This window comes from Polynucleobacter sp. AP-Nickl1-40-C4 (assembly GCF_035012665.1).
Lineage (GTDB): Bacteria > Pseudomonadota > Gammaproteobacteria > Burkholderiales > Burkholderiaceae > Polynucleobacter.
Map to the genome: position 1 here is coordinate 382034 of NZ_JAYGQR010000001.1, position 21949 is coordinate 403982.

Here is a 21949-nt window from a genome sequence, read left to right on the forward strand (position 1 = left end):
AATGGGGTTATTTAGGCCTTACAGGAACGACTAAAGTGCTGTCAGCGCGGCGGATAAAGACCGGTACAGCCTTATTAGCGTCCAAACCCTTAACTAGAGCCTCAAACTGCTTAACGCTCGTAATATCGGCATCTGCCACCCGAATAATGACGTCACCTGGTCGAATCCCCGCTTTTGCCAAGGGGCCATCACCTAAACCAGTCACTTCAACTCCACCTTTAATATTTAAGTCCTTCTTTTTGCCATCCGATAACTCGCCTACAACAACTCCAAGGGTATTGACGCTATTGCCACTGGTTGCGGGTGCATCAGGCTTCTTGTTGACCACCTGACCGGATTCGGTATCAGTTACGGTAACCGTTAAATCACGGGTTCCGCCTTTACGCCAAACTTGCACAGGCACAGAAGTACCTGGCTTGGTTTCACCTACGACTCTAGGCAAATCGGTGGACTTAGAAATATCTTTGCCATTGAAGCTCAGAATCACATCGCCCGCCTCAATTCCACCGGCGGCTGCAGGGCCACCTGGTTCAACATTGCGCACATAAGCGCCACGAGGTTTTCCTAAACCAAGACTCTCAGCTACCTCTTTCGTCATCTCACCCAAAGCAACACCAATACGCCCGCGAGAAATCTTTCCGGATGTACGCAATTGATCTGCAACACGCATTGCTTCATCAATCGGGATCGCAAAGGAGATACCCATATACCCACCAGAGCGACTAAAGATTTGTGAGTTGATACCAATTACTTGACCAGCCGTATTTAAAAGCGGCCCTCCAGAGTTTCCTGGATTCACAGCAACGTCAGTCTGAATAAAAGGTAAGTAGTCGCCTGTATCGCGACTCTTCGCCGACACAATACCTGCAGTCACCGTGTTCTCAAGGCCGAACGGGGAACCAATTGCAAGCACCCATTCACCTACTCGCACCCTCGATGAATCACCTAAAGGTAGCTTTGGCAAATCACGCGCTTCAATTTTGACGACTGCAACGTCGGTACGCTTATCCATGCCAAGTAACTTTGCTTTGAACTCGCGCTTATCAGTCAGGGTTACATAAATAGTGGTGGCACCCTCAACAACGTGAGCGTTAGTCAAAATCAGACCATTGGATTCGATAATGAAACCAGAGCCTACTCCACGATCCGCTTCTTGCGGCTTGCCTAAATTAGGTTGCGCTGGTTTAGGTCCATTTGGGATTCCTGGAATTGGTACACCAAAGAAACGGCGGAAAAATTCCGCCTGATCTTCTGGGATTCCCGGAATGCCACCTTGCGCTTGCTGCACTACTACTTTTTCAGTGGTACGAATATTGACAACTGCAGGACTTGCGCGTTCAACCAAATCCGCAAAGTCAGGAATCGTGACCCGGGGATTTTGCGCAGAAGCAAATGGAATAAAGGCGACTTGTCCCAGACTAAATATAGCCAAGAGTGCAATGAAGTACTTTTTCATGATGCTATAGACCTACTTGGTGAAAACCAATAATGAAGATATTAAGAATATTAGGTCAGTTTGCCAAAAATCAAGGTACCGTTAGTACCCCCAAAGCCAAAATTGTTTTTGACTGCATGGTCAATCTTCACATCCCTAGCGGTATTGGCGCAGTAGTCCAGGTCGCACTCAGGATCTTGATTGAAAATATTGATAGTAGGTGGTGATTTTTGGTTATGAAGAGCCAAAATCGTGAAAACAGACTCCAGGCCACCTGCACCGCCCAAGAGGTGACCAGTCATAGACTTGGTGGAGTTAATTAAAGTCTTCTTAGCGTGGTCGCCAAGAGCAGCCTTAATAGCGCCAGTTTCATTCTTATCACCCAAAGGCGTGGAAGTGCCGTGAGCATTAATATATTGAATCTGATCAGCATTTAGGCCTGCGTCGCGCATTGCATTAAGCATGCAACGACGGGGGCCATCCATATTTGGGGCAGTCATGTGATAAGCGTCACCACTCATGCCGAAGCCCAGTAATTCGCAATAGATTTTTGCGCCACGGGCTTTAGCGTGCTCATACTCTTCAATCACCACTACGCCTGCGCCCTCACCCAGAACAAAACCATCGCGGTCTCTATCCCAAGGGCGTGATGCAGTTGCAGGATCATCATTGCGAGTAGAAAGCGCTCTTGCAGAAGCAAAGCCACCAACCCCTAATGCGGAGATAGTCGATTCAGCACCGCCAGCAACCATGACATCAGCATCACCGTACTGAATTAAGCGTGCAGCCAATCCAATGCTGTGTAAACCCGTTGTACAAGCTGTTACCGCAGCCACGTTTGGACCTTTGAGACCAAACAAGATGCTGAGGTGGCCAGAAATCATATTGATGATGGAGCCTGGAACAAAGAAAGGGGAGATACGACGAGGACCACGAGCCAATAACTCAGCACCCGTTTCTTCAATCATTGGCAAGCCACCGATGCCGGAACCAACCATGACGCCAATGCGCTCAGCGTTTTGTTCGGTGATCTCTAAACCACTGTCGCGAATGGCTTGTGTACCAGCAGCAATGCCGTAATGGATAAAGGTATCCATGTGGCGCGCTTCTTTGGCAGAAACATATTCTTCGACATTGAAATCTTTCACCTCTCCAGCGAAATGAACGCTAAGCGGAGTGTGGTCAAACTTAGTGATGGTAGCAATACCTGATTTGCCCGCAAGCAAATTAGACCAAGCTACATCAACTGAATTACCAACAGGTGAGATAAGGCCAAGGCCGGTGACTACTACCCGGCGTCGGCCATTTGATGCTGACACAGTAATACCTAGGCTAGGGAATTAACCCTGAGCTTTTGATGTAGCGAAGTCGATCGCGAGCTGAACTGTGGTGATCTTTTCAGCTTCCTCATCAGGAATTTCGATGCCGAATTCATCTTCCAAGGCCATAACTAGCTCAACAGTGTCAAGAGAGTCAGCGCCCAAGTCGTTCACGAAAGAAGATTCATTCTTGATGTCTCCTTCTGCGACGCCTAATTGCTCAGCGACGATTTTCTTAACGCGTTGTTCGATGTTGTCCATTAATTTCCCCAGGGGTTGTAAAAAACGATGAAAGGATTTTATCAGTTTGGCGGACCGAATTAGCAAATTCGCCTAAAAATGACCAAATCCTGGCTTTGCCGTTAGGCTAAATAGAGTCCGCCATTGACGTGCAGGGTATTACCCGTAATGTAGCCAGCCGCTGGAGAGGCCAAAAAGGCCACCGCTTGGGCAACATCCTCAGGACTACCCAAACGCGCCAAAGGAATGTTCACTTTTAGGGCATTTTGCTGTTCTTCGCTCAAGGCGCGGGTCATATCAGTGTCGATAAATCCAGGAGCTACGCAATTCACAGTGATATTGCGGCTACCAATTTCACGGGCTAAGGCACGGGTCATTCCAGAAACGCCTGCTTTTGCAGCTGCGTAGTTTGCCTGACCAGGATTACCCATATGACCAACAATTGAAGTGATATTAATAATGCGGCCACCACGGGCCTTCATCATGGGACGCATTACTGCTTGAGAAAGACGGAAGACTGAACTGAGGTTGGTATCAATCACATCAGTCCACTCTTCAGACTTCATGCGCATTGCTAAATTGTCACGAGTGATGCCGGCGTTATTCACCAAGATGTTGATGCCGCCATACTCTTTGACGATCAGATCAATCATTTCTTCACAAGCATTTGGGGCAGTCACATTCAATACTTTGCCAGCACCGCCTGAAGCTTTTAAACGCTCATCAATCGCTTTAGCTCCACTCTCGGATGTAGCCGTTCCAATTACCTTGGCGCCACACTTGACTAGCTCATCCGCGATTGCCTGACCAATACCGCGTGAGGCGCCAGTTACTAAAGCAATTTGTCCGCTTAAGTCGAGATTCATTTTTATCTTCCGCTATAACGTTTGTTTTATTGAAAGCTTGCCAGAACTTCATTCAAGCTGACTTCATCAAATACCGGCACACCAGTGACCTGATCATTAATGCGCTTGGTAAGGCCTGCCAATACTTTGCCAGGACCGCACTCTACTACCCGAGTAATGCCTTGAGAGGCCATAGCCTGAACGGTTTCTTGCCAACGTACAGGCTTAGCAGCTTGACGCACTAAGGCATCTTTAATTGCAATCGGGTCATTCAAGATTTGAACATCCACGTTATTAATCACAGCAATGGTTGGTGCTTTAAATTCAATGCTGGCTAAGTAGCCTTTCAATTTTTCAGAGGCTGGCTGCAGCAAAGAAGAATGAAATGGTGCAGATACTGGCAACGGCAAGGCACGCTTAGCGCCAGCAGCCTTTAATAATTCACATGCCTTAGTAACGGCATCACTTGCACCAGCAATCACCACTTGGCCGGGGGCATTGAAATTGACGGCTTCAACAACACCACCAGAAACAGCACTTGCTTCAGCACACACCTGAATCACGATTGCATCATCCAAGCCGAGAATCGCAGCCATGCCGCCTGTACCTACCGGCACAGCAGTTTGCATTGCTTCAGCACGAAAGCGCACCAATGGAACAGCATCTTTAAAAGAAATAACGCCAGATGCAACCAAGGCAGTGTACTCACCAAGACTATGACCTGCCATTACCTTAGGCGCAGATCCACCTGCTGCCAGCCAGGCTCGATAAAAAGCAACGCCTGCAGTCAACATCACAGGCTGAGTATTCGTGGTTAATGACAGCACCTCTGCAGGGCCTTCAGAAATCAGCTTTGCAACGTCCTCACCTAATGCCTCAGAAGCCTCTTGCAATGTTGCGCGTACTTCTGGACGCTCAGAAATGGAATTGAGCATGCCAACGGATTGAGAGCCTTGACCAGGAAATACAAATGCAAATGTCATGTGATTAATTCGCTGAAAAGAAATTAAAGAGATGAATGAATAAAAATAGTGTGCCGCTCTTAGTATTTAATCGCAACCGCACCCCAAGCGAACCCGCCGCCAACACCCTCTAGCAAGAGATGTTGTCCACGCTGAATCTGCCCAGAGCGCACGCCAGCATCTAATGCCAACGGAATGGATGCAGCCGAAGTATTGCCATGCTCATGCACAGTAACAATGACTTTATCCATGGACATACCCATCTTCTTAGCCGTGCCTTCCATGATGCGAATATTGGCTTGATGCGGTACTAGCCAGTCGATTTGCTCAGCCTTGAGGTTCGCTTTTTCGAGCGCCTCGTGAGCTACCTGCTCTAAGACCTTCACAGCAAGCTTAAAGACCGCTGGACCATCCATAGTCATAAATGGGGAACCATGCACTTCGCCATTACCTGCACGCCCAGGAACACACAAAATATCGCGTTGACTACCATCGGCATGTAATGCAGTAGAGAGAATGCCGGCTTCTTTAGAAGCCTCAAGTACAACAGCTCCAGCACCATCGCCAAACAAGACGCAAGTGCCACGGTCTTGGAAATTTAGAATACGGGAGAATGTTTCTGCGCCAATGACCAATACTTTTTTGTATGAGCCACATCGAATAAATGCATCTGCAATGGCAAGCGCATAAGTAAAACCAGCACACACTGCTTGCACATCAAAAGCAGCACAAGCAGTGTGTGCGCCCAATTTGTCTTGTACAACGCAAGCGGTACTTGGAAAACCGCCCAAATGATCTGGAGTAGAAGTGGCCAAAATGATGAGGTCCAAATCTTCAGAGGTAATGCCGGCACTAGTTAATGCAGCTTGTGCCGCCTTGGCAGCCAGATCACTAGTTAACTCATTTTCAGCGGCAAAGTGACGTGCGGAAATACCGCTACGCGTTTTAATCCACTCATCACTGGTCTCTAAGCCAGTTTTAGCAAGACGCTCCACTAAGTCTTGGTTAGTTAAGCGCAACTCAGGAAGATAACTTCCGGTACCCGCTACTCTTGCAAAAATACTCATACTTTTGTCTCCACTACAAAGGCTGCAGCAATGCGCTCCACCATGCGATTCTTAGCCGCCTCATAGGCGCGATCCAAGGCAAAGCCAAAAGCAAACCGATCAGCAGAACCATGGCTCTTAATTACACAACCACGTAAACCCAACAATACTGCGCCGTTATAACGACGATGATCAACACGCTTACGTACTCTTAGCAATGGCACCATTGCACAGATCGCCATTAACTTGGTAAGCCATGAGCGATTAAATTCTTGGCGAATCAAACCACTCATCATTTTTGCCAAGCCTTCACTGGCTTTCAGAACGACGTTGCCAACAAAACCATCGCACACCACGATATCCGTAGTACCCTTGAAAATATCGTTGCCTTCTACGTTGCCGTAAAAGTTTAAAGAGGTTTGACGAAGTAACTCACTGGTTTGCTTAACAACTTCATTCCCTTTAATCACTTCCTCACCAATATTGAGAAGGCCAATTGAAGGGTTTTGTTTGCCATCCACCACTTGCACCATCACGTTTGCCATCTGAGCAAACTGCACCAAGTGCATTGGTTCACAGTCGGCATTTGCGCCGAGGTCCAGCATAGTTGTCCCGCGCCCTAATTCATTGGGGATCGCGGTAGCAATCGCAGGGCGATCAACGCCATCAAGCGTTTTGAGAATGTAGCGAGAGATCGCCATGAGTGCGCCAGTATTGCCAGAAGAGATCACTGCATCTGCAGCGCCCTCCTTTACCTGCATGATGGCAACGCGCATAGAAGAATCTTTTTTGCGACGCAGAGCAATCTCAATGGGATCATCCATTAAGACAACTTCGCTAGCGGAAATAATTTGAATTCGCTCCATAGGAGCTTTAGGAGATTTACTCAAGACTTGCTTGATTAAATCGGGATCACCAACGAGGGTAATCTTCACGTCAGCGTGTTTTTCTAAAAAATCGCAGGCAGCCGGAACCGTCACGACGACTCCATGATCTCCGCCCATGGCATCAATAGCAAGAGTAACGCTCATAAGCTCATTGATTGCTGCAAGTGATTTATCCAAGAAAAAAGCGGCTTTTACTGGAGCCGCTTCTATCTGTTTAGACTAAAAAATTAGTCGTTTTTAGTTTTAACAACTTTACGACCACGATAGTAGCCGTTAGGTGAAATGTGGTGGCGCAAATGAGCCTCACCAGTTGTGGCTTCAACAGCCGTAGCAGGTGCGGTCAAGAAGTCGTGCGCACGGTGCATGCCACGTTTGGAAGGTGATTTTTTGTTTTGTTGAACGGCCATATTGAACTCCTAAGCAAGGCGATATTCTAGCATGGAAATGCGCCTAAATGCTTGATTTATTGACAAAAGATACTTAAAACAACAACTGAAATCAGGCCCCTAATTTCAGTTTTTCTTCATATTTTTCAATATGTTAAAGGGGTTTTCCCGCTCATTTGACGGCTCCTCATCAGCCTCATCCCCAAAGGTAGATGCATGAGGTTCACAAAACCCATCTGGATGCTTTGGAATCAGGGGCAAAGACAGCAAAACCTCATCCTCCATCGTTTCCAGGAGGTTGAAGTGCTGATTTACGACCAGAGGATCTTGCTCCTCATCCTCCAAAGGGTATTCATCTGCTTCAGAATCTGTCAAAACCAGAATAAATCGACGTTTTTCGTCCAAATCCACCGCGCAATCTTGCAAACAGCGCTGACAAACCAGGTGCAGACGTCCTTTTAGCCCTAATTCGAGGATTTGATGGGGTTCACTCCCCGGGGAATCCTCAAAATGGGTCCTCACAGACCAATTAAAGCCATCGGCTGGGTTAACGGTTGACGCCTCCTCGGCCACCCTTGGCATATCTGACAAGCTTAAAAAACCGGTGCCTGCATAAGATTGGGGGGCACAAAAATCTACCCTCTTTAAGGCGCTAGGCTCGGGAGATAGTTCGACTTGAGGTAAAACTTGATTACGATTCATGGCATCAGTCTAAATGAAGGCGCCTTAGAAAGCACAGCAAAAATGAGTACATCCACAAATACACCTAAAAATCCAAGACTCATCTTGGCATCCACTTCGGTGTACCGACGTGAACTTTTAGAACGCCTACGCATCCCCTTTGAAATCATCTCACCAAAGGTAGATGAAACCCCACTTACTGGAGAGAGCACTCTTGATTTGGCACTACGACTTGCTCAAGCAAAAGCAGCTGCAGTTGCTAAAGAGCATCCCGATGCTTGGGTCATTGGCTCCGATCAAGTCGCCGATCTTTGTGGTGCAGCGATTGGTAAGCCTGGTAATTTTGAAAGAGCCTTAGCGCAGCTACAACTCATGCGTGGTCAAGTGGTGACCTTTCAAACGGCGCTATGTTTGATGAAGGGTGATACCCAAACCACTTTATGTGTTCCTACTGAAGTGACTTTTCGCAAACTTCCAGACAGCACCCTAGAGGCTTACCTACTGGCTGAAGAGCCTTATGATTGCGCTGGCAGCGCCAAGTCAGAAGGCCTAGGCATCAGCCTGCTAGAGTCGATCAAGAGCGATGATCCAACCGCTTTAATTGGCTTGCCGCTGATTGCATTAACCAGCATGCTACGCGATGCTGGCTATGCAATTCCATCAAAAAAATAAAGCAAAAATTAATAACTAGATTCATTAGAAAAAAATAATTCATGAGCAAACTCGGCACCTTGTATTTAGTTCCCAATACCTTGGGTGATGATGGTCGTGTTGAGCAATTGCCTTGGGTTCTTCCATCTGAAACGATTACACAAACAGCCAGGCTAAGGCACTGGATTGTTGAAGATGCCAAGACGGCGCGGGCGTTGTTAAAGGCAATCGATTCTGTCTCTCCATTGGCATGCACTATTCAAGAAATGCAAATGAGTGAATGGCGTGGTGCTGCGCGTAATGCAAAGTATGGCGATGCGGTCAAGCCAGCCGATTTACTCAAGCCTTTGCTTGCCGGAAACGATATGGGCTTGATGTCTGAAGCAGGGGTCCCTGGCGTTGCAGACCCCGGTGCAGAGTTAGTGCTAGCTGCACATAAGCTAGGCGCCCAAGTGAAGCCACTGGTTGGACCGAGCTCTATCTTGTTAGGCCTGATGGCAAGCGGACTCAATGGCCAACGCTTTGCTTTTCAGGGGTACTTGCCTCATGAAACCCATGAGCGCACTGCCAAACTTAAGCAACTCGAAGTTGAGTCTCGTAAATTACAACAAACTCAAATTTGGATTGAGACACCCTATCGCAATAGTGCCATGCTCATGGCCTGTATCCATTCGTTGGCGCCGCAAAGTCTGCTATGCCTCGGTGTGGACCTTAGCCTGCCATCAGAAATGATTACCACCCTTTCAATTGCAGATTGGCGTAAACGCTATCCGAATGAATCTGCTTGTGCATCATTACAAAATAGGCCAACGGTATTTCTACTGCTGGCCTAAGTCTTCAATGCTTTAGTTTTGCTTTTTTCTTATTTCTATTTAAGGTCAGATGTCTTTACCAACGCCTTGCCAGCAGCAGTTCCAGCTTCAGCACCAAAGCGTTTAGCAACACGCTCAGCGAAATTCTCTTTCATGGTGTAGTCGAGAATATCCGGTGCCTTAAAGATGTCGCGGGCAACGGTATCTACCGTGCCATACCCATCAGCCAAACCAATCTTGACTGCTTGCTCGCCATTCCAGATGCGGCCAGAAAATAAATCTGGCACGTCTTTTAAGCGATCGCCACGACCCTCTTTCACCACTGCAATAAATTGCTGGTGAATCTCATCAATCATGGTCTTAACCATTTCGACTTGCTTTGGATTCTCTTTACTGAACGGATCCATCATGCCCTTATTGGAGCCCGAGGTAATCATGCGACGAGTAACCCCCAACTTATCCATGAGGCCTGTAAAACCAAAACCTTCCATGATCACGCCAATGGATCCCACTAAGCTGGCTTTATCAACCAAGATTTGATCCGCAGCGACTGCCACGTAGTAACCACCAGATGCGCAGATGTCTTCGACAACGACATAAAACGGTTTTTTGGGATAGAGCTTGCGCAAGCGGTGGATCTCATCATTGATCATGCCAGCTTGAACTGGAGAGCCTCCAGGACTATTAATGCGCAACACAACACCAGCGCTGTGCTCATTTTCAAATGCAGACAATAAAGAGGAGTTGATATCCATCGCATTAGCCATCGAGCTGGAAGAAATTTCTCCTTCAAGCGTTACCAATGCAGTGTGCTTTTCTACCCCCATGCCCTTGCCTGGAAGGTGAAAGTCAAATATCGAAAGCAGAGCGCCAACAATGACTAGCAAGGTGAGTACTCGCAGTACCGCTTTCCAACGACGTGCTTTACGAGTTTCTTTTAAATTCTCCAACAAGAGATGTTCGAGAGCTTGACGTTCCCAATTCGGGTTTGGGTTGTTTTCCATCTTTTTTCTTCCTTAGTGTTGCAGGTTATTTTTAAGCCATTGCGAGAGTTGCGCGACATCATCCACATGCGTTAATGATGGTGAAGCTTTTAAAGTATCAGGTGGGTGAGCGCCATAAGTCACAGCTACCGCATCGACCCCAGCATTTGCTGCCATATCGAGGTCGTGGGTTGTGTCGCCAATCATCAGCATGCGACGAGTCGGCACTTGAGTCACATCAGATAGCTCAAGCAACATTCCTGGATGAGGCTTAGAAAAAGATTCGTCCGCTGTACGAGTCTCATGAAAGAGATGGCCGATCTGATGATGGCCAAGCGAGCGATCTAATCCGACACGCGACTTTCCAGTGGCAACAGCTAGTAAATACTGTTTAGCATGCAGCTCCTCTAAGAGCTCTCGAATGCCAACAAACAAATCGAGCTCATGATCTTTGGCCAAATAGTGATAACGAAAACGCTCTGTTAGTTTTTGAAAATGTATCGGCTCAACCCAAGGGACTGCTCTGCGTAATGAGTCCTGAATTCCCAAACCAATGACTGAGCTTGCCAGAGTGTCATCGGGGGCCTTAAAACCCAAATCGCGACAGGCTTGCTGAATACAATGCACGATGGTTGGCGTGGAATCCATAATGGTTCCATCCCAATCCCACACAATCAGGTCATAGGGTCGATTTGATTTATCCGTTTGAGGCATTTTTATTGATTCTTATTTTTAGTGCTCAAAAGTTTTCATCATGGCGGTAAATTCTGCTGGCAATGGGGACTCAATCCGCATCTTTTCGCCAGTACGCGGATGAGTAAAACCAGCCAGATGAGCGTGTAGATATAAGCGTTTGGATTTAACTACTTTATCCAAATCTTCAAAGCCATACTTATCATCACCCAAAATTGCGTGACCCAATTTTTGCAAGTGCACCCGAATCTGATGAGTGCGCCCCGTCTTGAGTTGCGCCTCAGCGAGGGTAATTGATGCGCCCTCGTGCTTGAGCACTTTAGTCACTCTTAAAGAAGTATGGCTTGGTAATCCATCTGGATCAACGCGAACGCGACGCTCGCCATTAGGCAGAAGATATTTATGCAGCGGATATTTGAGTTGCATAGTTTGAGCGCCCTGGACAATTTCACCATGTGCAAGCAAGTAATAGCGCTTATCCGTTTGACCCTCACGAATTTGACGATGCAGCTCCACCAAAGCGCTCCGCTTTTTAGCCAAGAGTAAAACGCCTGATGTGTCACGGTCTAAGCGATGAACTAATTCCAAAAACTTGAGCTCTGGACGGGTAATGCGCAGGGTCTCAATGACACCAAGTGCGATGCCTGAGCCACCATGCACCGCTAGACCCGTTGGCTTATTTACTATTAAGAGTGCTTCGTCTTCAAAAAGAATCGGCATTTTGTCTGAGTAGCCATGTGCCCGAGATTTGGTTTGAGCGCTATTGACAGCAGCCATTTGGGCAGGTTCAGCAATTCGAACCGGGGGCAGCCGCACCACATCCCCCTCAATCAGACGGGTTGTTGGCTCAGCCCGCTTTTTATTGACTCGGACCTCGCCAGATCGAATAATTCGGTAAACATGGCTTTTGGGAACTCCTTTAGCCCAACGCAACAAATAGTTGTCTAGGCGTTGACCGGCCTCTTCGGGACCAATGGTCTGAAGATGCACTGCAGCAGGCGCTGCAGTAGTGGGTGTTTTCGCCTTTAAGGGCTTGGAAATGGGTTCGGATTTCATGATTTATCTCTCTTGTGACCCCACCAGGGGATGACAAGGGACTCAACAATACCCCATTGTCACGCAACTTGTGCCGTATAATCAACGCTCTAGCCAATTTATTGGCCCGAGACCAGCCTGAAGTCAGGTTTGAATCGTGGAGCTTGGAGTCGCCCTTTAAAAGACTCCCGGGGTTGCCCCTCCCCCGTTTAATGAGGCGCAGGGTTGGTGTGCCGTATGCCGCGACCCGCGATTAGAAGACAGTTTTCAGGCGCGCGCCTGCATTGATGACCTAAAGGAGGTCTCTGCGGCGATTGTCAGGTGTGGCACCAAATTAACCAACAGTTAAGCTGGTGAACTAGGCAAAAAATGTCTAGATTTGCATGATCCACACCCATAAACCGCCTTGGGCTTAGTCCCAAGTGGTATCTAACTTGTCCCCTAACGCAGCGCGCAACGACGCCCTCCCCCATAGGAGAGTGTTATGAAACGCATGTTGTTTAATGCAACTCAACAAGAAGAGTTGCGAGTTGCCATCGTTGATGGTCAAAAACTCATTGATATCGATATCGAAGCTGCCGGCCGTGAACAACGCAAAGGCAATATCTACAAAGGTGTCATTACCCGTATTGAACCTTCACTTGAGGCCTGCTTTGTTAATTACGGCGAAGAGCGTCATGGCTTCTTGCCGTTTAAGGAAGTAGCTCGCAGTTACTTTAAAGAAGGTATCGACGTCCGCAATGCTTCCATTAAGGATGCTTTGCGCGAAGGTCAAGAAATCATTGTTCAAGTAGAAAAAGAAGAGCGCGGCCAAAAAGGCGCAGCCCTCACATCCTTTATCTCCTTGGCAGGTCGTTATTTGGTTCTCATGCCGAATAACCCACGTGGAGGTGGCGTTTCCCGCCGTATTGAAGGTGAAGACCGTCAAGAACTCCGCGAAGCGATGGCTCAATTGGAAGTGGCAGATGGCATGAGCATCATTGCTCGTACCGCTGGTATTGGTCGTGACGCTACTGAATTGCAGTGGGACTTAAGTTACCTCATGCAATTGTGGAAAGCGATTGATGAAGCTGCTAAAGGCAACTCTGCTCCATTACTGATCTACCTCGAATCTAGCTTAGTGATTCGTGCGATTCGGGATTACTTCCAGCCTGATATTGGTGAGATCCTCATCGATACCGATGACATCTACGAACAAGCTGCAGCATTTATGTCTGTAGTGATGCCTGACAATTTGCCACGAGTAAAGCGCTATCAAGACGATGTGCCTTTGTTCTCTCGCTTCCAAATTGAGCATCAAATTGAAACTGCTTACTCACGCACTGTGCCATTGCCATCTGGCGGCGCAATCGTGATCGACCATACCGAAGCCTTGGTTTCAGTCGACGTCAACTCAGCACGTGCAACCCGTGGCTCTGATATCGAAGAGACTGCAACTCGTACCAACTTAGAAGCTGCTGATGAAATTGCCCGTCAAGCACGTTTACGTGACTTGGGTGGCTTGATCGTGATCGACTTCATTGATATGGAATCGAGCAAGGCCCAGAAAGATGTTGAGAATCGCTTACGCGATGCTCTGCGTCATGACCGTGCTCGTGTTCAGATGGGTAAAATCTCCAAGTTTGGCTTGATGGAAATGTCTCGTCAGCGCTTGCGCCCTGCGCTATCTGAAGGTAGCCATGTCACCTGCCCACGTTGTAACGGCACTGGCCACATTCGCGATACTGAATCTTCTGCCTTGCAAGTTCTGCGCATCATCCAAGAAGAAGCGATGAAGGAAAACACAGCAGCGATTCATACACAGGTACCAGTCGAAGTGGCTGCCTTCCTCCTGAATGAAAAACGTGCTGAAGTCATCAAGATCGAGACTCGCTTCAAAGTGAACGTCTTGATGGTTCCTAACAAGCATTTAGAAACTCCACATTACAAACTAGAGCGTTTGCGCCATGACGACCCACGTCTTGATGACCAAAAGGCTAGCTATGTAATGGCGGAAGAAGCTGCTCGCGAACTCGAGACAGACACAACAGTTAGCAAAAAAGATGCGGATGTAAAAGTACGTCCAGAAGCAGCGGTTAAAGGCATCACTCCGACACAACCCGCACCAGTCAGTCAGCCACGTCCTGCACGTACTGAAAAAGTGGTGACTGAAAGTTCTGGCGGTCTCTTTGGATTTATCAAGAAGCTGTTCTCCTCATCCCCAGCAGTTGAAGAGAAGCCTGCACCAAGCAACCCGCGTGGCCGTAATCAAGGCCGCAATGGTAACGATCGCAATCGTGGTCGCAACCGTCGTGGCGAGCGTACTGAGCGCCCAGCAGCGGCTGCAGCTGAAGGTACTCCAACAGAAGGTGCTAACAACAATCGCAACCGCAACAACCGTAACGGCAATCGTAACCAGGGCAATCAAAATGGTCCGAAGCCAGAACGTCAAGATGCGAACCGCAATCAAGCTAATCCAGCAGCAGTAACGCCTGCAACTGAAGCCGCTCCTGGTAGCGAAACTACTCCAGGCGCTGAGGGTGAAGAGCGTCGCGGTCGTGGTCGCAACCGTCGTGGTCGTGGTCGTGGTCAACGTGGCGAGCTTTCTGAAGGTGGCAATGATGTTGCTAATACACCAGCAACAGCTGTGGCAGCAAGCCCATTTGCAGGCCCTCCAGTAGGTATGGCTGGTGCATCTGCAAGCATGCCTATTCAGAACATTGCGAACAGCTTTGGTAACGCAAAACCTGTAGCAGAGAAACAAGAAAGACAAGAGCGCGCACCACGTGCTCCACGTCAATCAAATCGTCCTGCACAAAACTCTGCTCCCGCATCTACTCCAGCACCAGTTGCTGTTGCGGCTGCCCCGTTAGAAGTAATTGCCAAACCTGCACCAGAGCTTCCTAAGGTTGCCTTCCAGGCGCTTGAAGAAACTCCATTGCACAGCGTTGTGCAATCAGCCGGCATGATTTGGGTCGCTACCGACTCTTCAAAGCATGCTGATGCTCAAAGTCAGATTCAGGCAGAGCCTGTTGCTCATAACTTGGGTAGGGCACCTAAACCGGCCGTTAGTCTTCACGATGGTCCAATGGTTTTAGTAGAAACCGGCGGCCAAGAAAAAACGGTTTAACGCTTATTGAAGCTTTTTCTCCAGACTGCCATTTATCCCAAAAGGATATTTGGCGGTTTGGCAGAAACCCCGTTTCACAGCCATAATTACGTATATGGTTGAAAAAGTAATCCCCATCCGAATAGACGAAGGCAAAGGCCTAACGCCACCCATTGGTGTCGAACTCGTCACTCCTCACGGTCATACGAAAGACACTCGGGGACGTACCCTAAGAGATCTCCGCATCTCAGTGACTGATCGCTGTAACTTCCGCTGTACCTATTGCATGCCCAAGGAAGTGTTTGACCAAAACTATCCTTACTTAGCTCATAAAGAATTACTGAGCTTTGAAGAAATCACTCGCCTCACTTCTATCTTTGCCACATTAGGCGTTGAAAAAATTAGATTAACCGGTGGCGAGCCTTTGCTGCGCAAGAACTTAGAAGTGCTGATTGAGATGTTGGCCAAAGTGCGCACACCAGAAGATAAAGCGCTGGACCTTACTCTGACTACTAACGGTAGCATCTTGCGCAAGAAAGCCGTTGCTTTAAAAACAGCCGGCCTGCAAAGATTGACAGTGAGTCTTGATGGTTTGGATGACGCGATCTTTAAGAAAATGAATGATGTCGATTTCCCAGTTGCCGATGTACTTGACGGAATTGCCGCAGCACAAGAAGCAGGCTTCCAGAACATCAAAGTAAATATGGTGGTGAAAAAAGGTACCAACGATCATGAGATTATTGCAATGGCTAAGCACTTTAAAGGTAGCGGCGTCATTCTGCGTTTTATTGAATTTATGGATGTGGGCAGCTCTAATGGCTGGAATATGGAGCAGGTTCTTCCATCCAAAGAAGTCATTGCCAGAATTCATGAAGCTTTTCCTCTGGAGCCTGTTGAAGCCAACTATACCGGCGAAGTTGCACAGCGCTGGCGCTATGTCGATGGCTCTGGCGAGATTGGCGTGATCTCCAGTGTTACTCAAACTTTCTGTCACGAATGCTCTAGAGCGCGCATCTCGACAGATGGGCAAATGTATCTTTGTCTTTTTGCCAATGAAGGTTTTGATTTCAAAACCCTATTGCGCTCTGGCAAGAGTGATTTAGAAATCGCTAATGCGGTAATGAATACCTGGTCAACTCGCGACGATCACTATTCAGAAATTCGGGGTTCGCATACCGCGAATCTGTTATCTGGTAACCGCAAGGTTGAAATGTCTTACATTGGTGGTTAATGATCTCTACTAAAGACATTACTGGACTCATACTTGCTGGTGGACGTGCGCAACGCATGGGTGGCATTGATAAAGGTCTTATTCCTTTCCATGGCAAACCGCTCATTGAGTCAGCCATCACAAAGCTCAAGCCCCAGGTGCAAACTATTATGATTAATGCCAACCGCAACATCACAAAGTATGCGAGCTATGGGTATCCAGTGATTATGGATGAAACGCCAGATTTTTCAGGGCCATTAGCGGGCTTCTCTGTAGGACTGAAGTCTTGCAAGACGGCTTATCTCCTTACCTCACCTTGCGACTCCCCCTTGCTACCCAATAATCTCGCAGAGTTATTAATTGCCGAGATGGGGCGAGGTGACTTTCAATTGGTGTACGCCTCCACCAAAGAGGCAGATGGCAAAGTATGGGCACAGCCTGTTTTTTGCCTTATGCGCAGTAACTTGCAAGATTCATTGAATCAATTTCTCCAAAAAGGGGATCTCAAAATTGATCGCTGGTTTAAAGAGTTGCATAGCAGCACAGTCATTTTTGATGACCCTCAACTATTTGCCAATGTAAATACTCCTGAAGAGCTAAAGTCACTAGAAGAAGTATCGGCATGAGTCACTCTCCAAACCAAGCAATTCTCTTGACCTCGTCACTACATGTTGATGATGCACGCAAGGCAATTGCTGCGTTGGTAGAAGATCTCATTGAAGAATCTAAGAGGATTAATGATCCTGCAGATGTTGAAACTGCTGCATTGGATCAAGCGATTAATCGGATATTGGCAGCCGATTTACTCTCACCTATTGATGTTCCGGCTGCAGACAATTCAGCTATGGATGGTTTTGCATTTGATGGCAAATGTCTCGACACCAACAGCACGGCCATCACCCTAAGAGTAGTTGGTACGGCGCTTGCTGGCAAACCCTTTGAAGGCAGCATTGGTCCTGGGGAATGCCTAAAGATCATGACGGGTGCCGTGATGCCTGCTGGCTGTGATACCGTCATTCCACAAGAATTCACAAGCGCCAAAGATGAGAATGTAATTGAATTCAAACAAGATCAATTAAGACCAGGTGAGAACAGACGCCTACGTGGCGAGGATCTTAAAAAGGGTAAACCTGCAATTGCTGCGGGTCGCTTACTGCGCCCTTCTGATCTAGGTCTAGCTGCATCACTTGGTATTGCCTCCTTACCAGTAAAGCGCAAACTCAAAGTAGCCATTTTGTCTTCCGGTGATGAATTGTGTGCGCCAGGCCAAGCATTAGATGCAGGCAGCATATATGACAGCAACCGCTACAGTCTTACTGGTTTACTCAATCGCCTGAATTTAGAGATCATTGACTGCGGAATTGTGCACGATGATCCCGTCTCTTTGAAGCAAGCCTTTATTGAGGCAGCTAGCAAAGCAGATGTATTGATTTCTTCTGGGGGCGTTTCGGTTGGTGAAGCAGATTTCACGAAACAGATCATGCAAGAGTTGGGTGATGTCGGTTTCTGGAAAATCGCTATGCGCCCAGGACGCCCTATGGCGTTTGGAGTTCTCAAACCAGTCTCTGGAAAATTCCCTGCTCGCAAAACACTCTTCTTTGGCTTACCCGGAAATCCAGTGGCGGTCATGGTGACCTTCTATCAATTTGTTCGAGCAGCACTTTTACAGCTCAATGGTGCCAATCAAACTGAACCACCTCTTACCCAGGCTATTGCCGAAGCACCCATTCGGAAAAAGCCAGGCCGAACAGAATTTCAGCGCGCTATTCTGGGGCGTGGAGCCGATGGCAAGCCAACGGTACTTCTGACTGGCAGCCAGGGCGCTGGGATTTTGCGCTCGATGAGTGAAGCTAATTGCTTTGTGATCCTAGCTCACGAACAGGGAAATGTTGCCGCTGGAGACTGGGTAGATATAGCACTTTTTGATGGACTGCTTTAAGATTGCGTCATCATGAAACTTAGCAAAAAAGAACTCGTCTTTCTCGACCCAATGCATACCGCCAAAACTTTGGTTTTGGTTTACCTCTGCTTCTCCGTTCCAATCGTTTTGTTGGCACTATTTGTCGCCTTCATTCGTGACGGCGCTATCCCTGGATTCACTGTGCTCTCGGCACTTATTCTCAATGCCCTGCTCGGGTTTGGATTGTTGTGGATTGCCTGCAAAGTCTATAACTGGGTTGCTGGAAAATTCGGCGGTATTGAATTAGCGTTACGCGAATTGCCAGAAGAAATTGACGCCGAGTAAAAATTCAATATTCGGAGCTATTTCCAAGCAATAAAGCCGAGTAATGCTCGGCTTTATTTTTTTACTAAGCTTTGTAGACTTCTGCATTAATAAGACTGGGTGGTTTTTTTCCTTCAAGCACTGCACGTAAATTATCTACCGCTAAATCCACCATCGCTCTACGTGTTTTTTCTGTAGCGCTAGCAATGTGTGGAGCAAGTACTACGTTATTCAATTTCAATAGCTCGGGATGCACTTTGGGCTCGCCTTCGAATACGTCTAAGCCGGCTGCAAAGATTCTTTTTTCCTTGAGAGCTTGAGCCAGAGCCGCATCATCCACAATGCCACCACGGGCAATGTTTATCAGGGTTGCCGTTGGTTTCATGAGAGCAATTTCTTTGGCGCCAATCGTATGATGACTCTCGGCGCTATAAGGCAACACCAGAACTACGTGATCAGCGGTGCGAAGCAATTCTTCTTTAGAAACATATGTAGCGCCACAGGCTTTTTCATCAGCTTCTGATAAATGACTGCGATTGTGATAAATCACATTCATCCCAAAACCCAATGCGCGCTTTGCAATGCCTTGACCAATTCGACCCATACCAATAATGCCTACTGTACTGTGATGCAAATCCATGCCAAGGGGGTTATTCACAATCGACCATTTGTCCCACTGCCCTGCCCGCACCCAGTGCTCAGATTCAGTTATGCGCCTTGCGGTTGCCATCAATAAAGCAAATCCGAAGTCAGCCGTTGTGTCAGTTAAAACATCTGGCGTATTCGTTGCCATCACACCAGCAGCAGTCATTGCTGGCACATCAAAATTGTTATACCCCACAGAAATATTGGCCACAATTTTCAGATCTTTGGCATGCATTAGGGCGTTTGCATCAATTCTTTCGCTACCGGCAACTAAAGCCCCTACAACCCCAGAGAGTTCTTTTTGCAACTCTTCAGAGCTAAAAATCCGATCCCCCTGATTAGATCTCACCTCAAAAGATTCCTCTAATTTGGCTAATGCCTCTGGAAAAATGGCTCTTGCTACCAAAATCTTGGGTTTTTGCTGATTAACTGTGCTATTGGGCTGTGTATTCATAGTGGGAACTTTACCTCAACTAAATAGACCCTTTCGCCTGAAAAATAGGCTATTTCAGCTAAAATTGAGGTTTTATAACTAAGCACCCGGCTTTTTGGGGCTCTTGAAACAAAACCACCATGACTTACGTTGTTACCGAAGCCTGTATCCGTTGCAAATACACCGACTGCGTTGATGTTTGCCCAGTTGACTGCTTTCGCGAAGGTCCTAATTTTTTAGTGATTGATCCAGATGAATGCATCGATTGCGCAGTTTGCGTTCCAGAGTGTCCTGTTAACGCTATTTACGCTGAAGATGATGTCCCTGGTGACCAACAGGCATTCATCAAACTCAATGCTGAACTTTCCCCTTCTTGGACTTCGATTACTAAGTCCAAAGCAGCTCTTCCGGATGCCGAAGAATGGAAAGATGTTAAAAACAAACTTGATCAGCTAGTAAAGTAATTTTCTAGCCAAAGAAATTGGTGTCGAATAAACCTATAGAAACCGATGCTGTCATCATTGGAGCCGGTCCTGTGGGTCTCTTTCAGGTTTTTGAATTAGGCCTTCTGGAAATCAAAGTACATGTCATTGATTCACTTCCAGAGGTTGGCGGTCAATGCATTGAGTTGTATCCCGATAAACCCATTTACGATATCCCCGCTATTCCAATTTGTACTGGACGCGAACTCACTAACAATTTACTAAAGCAAATTGCACCCTTTGGCGCTCAATTTCATTTGGGTCAAGAGGTTACCAAGGTTGAACCCCAAGCCGATGGCCGCTTTCTCATTAGCACCTCGCAAGACAATCACTTTCTAAGTAGATCTGTATTCATTGCTGGTGGTGTTGGGGCCTTTCAGCCACGTACCATCAACCTTGAGGGCATTGATGCCTTTGTGGACAAACAACTCTTCTATCACGTTAAAAATCCCGAGCAATTTGCGAGGAAAAGAATTGTGATTTGTGGTGGTGGAGATGCGGCTTTAGATTGGGCAATTCATTTTTCTGAAATTGCGGCTAGCGTTACCTTAATTCATCGTCGTGATGACTTCAAGGCTACGCCAAAATCGATTGCTAGAATGCGCGAACTTTGCGCTAATAAACAGCTGCACCTTCTCATCGGACAAGTGACCGGCTTCGAAGCAAAAGAGGGTCGTCTCACTGAAATAGTCTTCACCAACATTGGTGGCGAATCTAGACATATTCCCCTAGATGATCTTTTGGTATTTTATGGACTCTCTCCTAAGTTAGGCCCGATCGCCGAATGGGGTCTAAATATCGATCGCAAACAAATCTGCGTTGATACCGAGAAATTTCAAACCAGTACTCCTGGGATTTACGCTGTTGGCGATATCAATGTCTACCCCGGTAAGAAAAAATTGATCCTGTCTGGATTTCATGAGGCAGCTCTTGCCGCCTTTGCTGCGGCAGCATACCTAAACCCCGAAAAACAGATTCAACTCCAGTACACAACCACCTCCCCCAAGCTTCACAAAGCCTTGGGAGTGAAGTCGCCCACATTCGAGTAAGCTATCCTTAATTCATTAATACATAACCACTTTTAGCCAATCTATATGCGTCAATATCACGATCTCATGAAAGAAGTCCTCGCCAAGGGGGTTCAAAAGTCCGACAGGACCGGAACCGGCACGGTCTCCGTATTTGGCCACCAGATGCGCTTTAACTTAGCCGATGGCTTCCCCATGGTGACCACCAAAAAGCTTCACTTGAAGTCAATCATCTATGAATTACTCTGGTTCCTCAAAGGCAGCACGAACAATAACTGGCTGAAAGAACGCGGCGTATCCATCTGGAATGAATGGGCAGCACCCGATGGTGATTTGGGTCCTATCTATGGTTATCAGTGGCGCTCATGGCCTGCGCCGAATGGTCAGCATATCGATCAAATCTCAGAAGTAGTAGAGACCATTAAAAAGAATCCAGACTCGCGTCGCATTATTGTTTCTGCTTGGAACGTGGCTGATATTCCTCGCATGGCTTTAGCACCTTGTCACGCCTTCTTTCAGTTTTATGTGGCCGATGGCAAGTTGTCATGCCAGCTCTACCAACGTAGTGCGGATATCTTCTTGGGCGTGCCCTTTAATATTGCCAGCTATGCATTGCTAACGCATATGATGGCGCAACAATGCAACCTGGAAGTGGGTGACTTTGTTTGGACGGGTGGTGACTGTCATTTATATAGTAACCATCTAGAACAAGTGGAACTTCAGTTATCGAGGAACTTCTTCCCCTTACCTAAGCTTAATATTTTGCGCAAGCCTGATTCAATCTTTGATTATGAGTTTGAAGACTTCGAAATCGTCGGCTATGAATCTCATCCTCACATTAAAGCTCCTGTAGCCATTTAAGAA

Annotated in this window: 23 protein-coding genes; 10 read left to right on the plus strand and 13 right to left on the minus strand. The window is 47.3% G+C overall.

Annotated elements, in window-relative coordinates:
• Nucleotides 1–7: 7 nt before the first annotated feature.
• The 9 genes from VC182_RS01810 to VC182_RS01850 form a co-directional block, all read right to left on the minus strand.
• Entirely contained in the window at nucleotides 8–1456 is a 1449-nt protein-coding gene (locus VC182_RS01810; protein WP_323484292.1) for a DegQ family serine endoprotease, read from the minus strand.
• 50 nt (nucleotides 1457–1506) lie between these two features.
• Complete coding sequence (fabF, locus tag VC182_RS01815) at nucleotides 1507–2754, minus strand: beta-ketoacyl-ACP synthase II (RefSeq protein ID WP_323484293.1); 1248 nt, start codon at nucleotides 2752–2754, stop codon at nucleotides 1507–1509.
• 21 nt (nucleotides 2755–2775) lie between these two features.
• Entirely contained in the window at nucleotides 2776–3015 is a 240-nt protein-coding gene (gene acpP, locus VC182_RS01820; RefSeq protein WP_011902246.1) for an acyl carrier protein, read from the minus strand.
• A gap of 101 nt (nucleotides 3016–3116) precedes the next feature.
• Nucleotides 3117–3860 (minus strand): 3-oxoacyl-ACP reductase FabG, encoded by a 744-nt coding sequence (gene fabG, locus VC182_RS01825; protein ID WP_072583139.1) that lies wholly within the window; start codon nucleotides 3858–3860, stop codon nucleotides 3117–3119.
• Between the two features lie 26 nt (nucleotides 3861–3886).
• Nucleotides 3887–4822, minus strand: a complete 936-nt coding sequence (gene fabD, locus VC182_RS01830; RefSeq protein WP_072583140.1) for an ACP S-malonyltransferase — start codon at nucleotides 4820–4822, stop codon at nucleotides 3887–3889.
• Nucleotides 4823–4881: 59 nt separating this feature from the next.
• Nucleotides 4882–5868: a beta-ketoacyl-ACP synthase III gene (locus VC182_RS01835; RefSeq protein ID WP_072583141.1), complete on the minus strand. Its 987-nt coding sequence runs from the start codon at nucleotides 5866–5868 to the stop codon at nucleotides 4882–4884.
• On the minus strand, nucleotides 5865–6878 hold the full coding sequence (plsX, locus tag VC182_RS01840) for a phosphate acyltransferase PlsX (protein ID WP_323484294.1): 1014 nt from the start codon (nucleotides 6876–6878) through the stop codon (nucleotides 5865–5867). Before plsX ends, VC182_RS01835 begins: the two co-directional genes overlap by 4 nt.
• An 83-nt stretch (nucleotides 6879–6961) precedes the next feature.
• Complete coding sequence (gene rpmF, locus VC182_RS01845) at nucleotides 6962–7141, minus strand: 50S ribosomal protein L32 (RefSeq protein WP_011902241.1); 180 nt, start codon at nucleotides 7139–7141, stop codon at nucleotides 6962–6964.
• A gap of 105 nt (nucleotides 7142–7246) precedes the next feature.
• The gene (locus tag VC182_RS01850) at nucleotides 7247–7822 is read right to left on the minus strand and encodes a YceD family protein (RefSeq protein ID WP_216242414.1); all 576 of its coding nucleotides are present in this window, start codon (nucleotides 7820–7822) and stop codon (nucleotides 7247–7249) included.
• Nucleotides 7823–7864: 42 nt separating this feature from the next.
• On the opposite strand from VC182_RS01850, the gene VC182_RS01855 reads away from it, so the two are divergent.
• Nucleotides 7865–8473, plus strand: a complete 609-nt coding sequence (locus VC182_RS01855) for a Maf family nucleotide pyrophosphatase (protein ID WP_072583199.1) — start codon at nucleotides 7865–7867, stop codon at nucleotides 8471–8473.
• Nucleotides 8474–8514: 41 nt separating this feature from the next.
• Nucleotides 8515–9285, plus strand: coding sequence for an SAM-dependent methyltransferase (locus VC182_RS01860; RefSeq protein WP_072583143.1), 771 nt, complete (start codon nucleotides 8515–8517; stop codon nucleotides 9283–9285).
• Between the two features lie 35 nt (nucleotides 9286–9320).
• On the opposite strand, the gene sppA is transcribed toward VC182_RS01860, so the two are convergent.
• From sppA to VC182_RS01875, 3 genes are read right to left on the minus strand one after another with little or no spacing between them, the layout of a single operon-like run.
• Nucleotides 9321–10268 carry a signal peptide peptidase SppA gene (gene sppA / locus VC182_RS01865; RefSeq protein ID WP_072583144.1) on the minus strand — a complete coding sequence of 316 codons (948 nt, stop codon included), beginning with the start codon at nucleotides 10266–10268 and terminating at the stop codon, nucleotides 9321–9323.
• A gap of 12 nt (nucleotides 10269–10280) precedes the next feature.
• Nucleotides 10281–10961, minus strand: coding sequence for an HAD-IA family hydrolase (locus VC182_RS01870; RefSeq protein ID WP_323484295.1), 681 nt, complete (start codon nucleotides 10959–10961; stop codon nucleotides 10281–10283).
• Nucleotides 10962–10979: 18 nt separating this feature from the next.
• Nucleotides 10980–11996: an RluA family pseudouridine synthase gene (locus VC182_RS01875; RefSeq protein ID WP_323484296.1), complete on the minus strand. Its 1017-nt coding sequence runs from the start codon at nucleotides 11994–11996 to the stop codon at nucleotides 10980–10982.
• Nucleotides 11997–12459: 463 nt separating this feature from the next.
• On the opposite strand from VC182_RS01875, the gene VC182_RS01880 reads away from it, so the two are divergent.
• From VC182_RS01880 to VC182_RS01900, 5 genes are all read left to right on the plus strand, one after another.
• On the plus strand, nucleotides 12460–15084 hold the full coding sequence (locus VC182_RS01880; protein ID WP_323484297.1) for an Rne/Rng family ribonuclease: 2625 nt from the start codon (nucleotides 12460–12462) through the stop codon (nucleotides 15082–15084).
• 94 nt (nucleotides 15085–15178) lie between these two features.
• Entirely contained in the window at nucleotides 15179–16294 is a 1116-nt protein-coding gene (moaA, locus tag VC182_RS01885) for a GTP 3',8-cyclase MoaA (RefSeq protein WP_072583148.1), read from the plus strand.
• The gene (gene mobA / locus VC182_RS01890) at nucleotides 16294–16899 is read left to right on the plus strand and encodes a molybdenum cofactor guanylyltransferase MobA (protein ID WP_323484298.1); all 606 of its coding nucleotides are present in this window, start codon (nucleotides 16294–16296) and stop codon (nucleotides 16897–16899) included. Before moaA ends, mobA begins: the two co-directional genes overlap by 1 nt.
• A complete protein-coding gene (glp, locus tag VC182_RS01895; protein WP_323484299.1) occupies nucleotides 16896–18212 on the plus strand; it encodes a gephyrin-like molybdotransferase Glp in 1317 nt (438 codons plus the stop codon). The genes mobA and glp overlap by 4 nt, the downstream gene beginning before the upstream one ends.
• A gap of 12 nt (nucleotides 18213–18224) precedes the next feature.
• Nucleotides 18225–18518 (plus strand): hypothetical protein, encoded by a 294-nt coding sequence (locus tag VC182_RS01900; protein WP_072583151.1) that lies wholly within the window; start codon nucleotides 18225–18227, stop codon nucleotides 18516–18518.
• 64 nt (nucleotides 18519–18582) lie between these two features.
• Here the strand turns inward: VC182_RS01900 and VC182_RS01905 are convergent, their stop codons facing one another.
• A complete protein-coding gene (locus VC182_RS01905) occupies nucleotides 18583–19596 on the minus strand; it encodes a D-glycerate dehydrogenase (protein ID WP_323484300.1) in 1014 nt (337 codons plus the stop codon).
• A gap of 119 nt (nucleotides 19597–19715) precedes the next feature.
• Here VC182_RS01905 and fdxA point away from each other — a divergent pair, with 119 nt between their 5' ends.
• Genes fdxA through VC182_RS01920 form a run of 3 tightly spaced genes read left to right on the plus strand, consistent with a single transcriptional unit; the run spans nucleotide 19716 to nucleotide 21946 of the window.
• Nucleotides 19716–20039, plus strand: coding sequence for a ferredoxin FdxA (gene fdxA, locus VC182_RS01910; RefSeq protein WP_216122099.1), 324 nt, complete (start codon nucleotides 19716–19718; stop codon nucleotides 20037–20039).
• A 20-nt stretch (nucleotides 20040–20059) separates the two neighbouring features.
• Complete coding sequence (locus VC182_RS01915; protein ID WP_323484301.1) at nucleotides 20060–21106, plus strand: NAD(P)/FAD-dependent oxidoreductase; 1047 nt, start codon at nucleotides 20060–20062, stop codon at nucleotides 21104–21106.
• Between the two features lie 45 nt (nucleotides 21107–21151).
• Nucleotides 21152–21946 carry a thymidylate synthase gene (locus VC182_RS01920; RefSeq protein WP_072583155.1) on the plus strand — a complete coding sequence of 265 codons (795 nt, stop codon included), beginning with the start codon at nucleotides 21152–21154 and terminating at the stop codon, nucleotides 21944–21946.
• Nucleotides 21947–21949 lie beyond the last annotated feature (3 nt).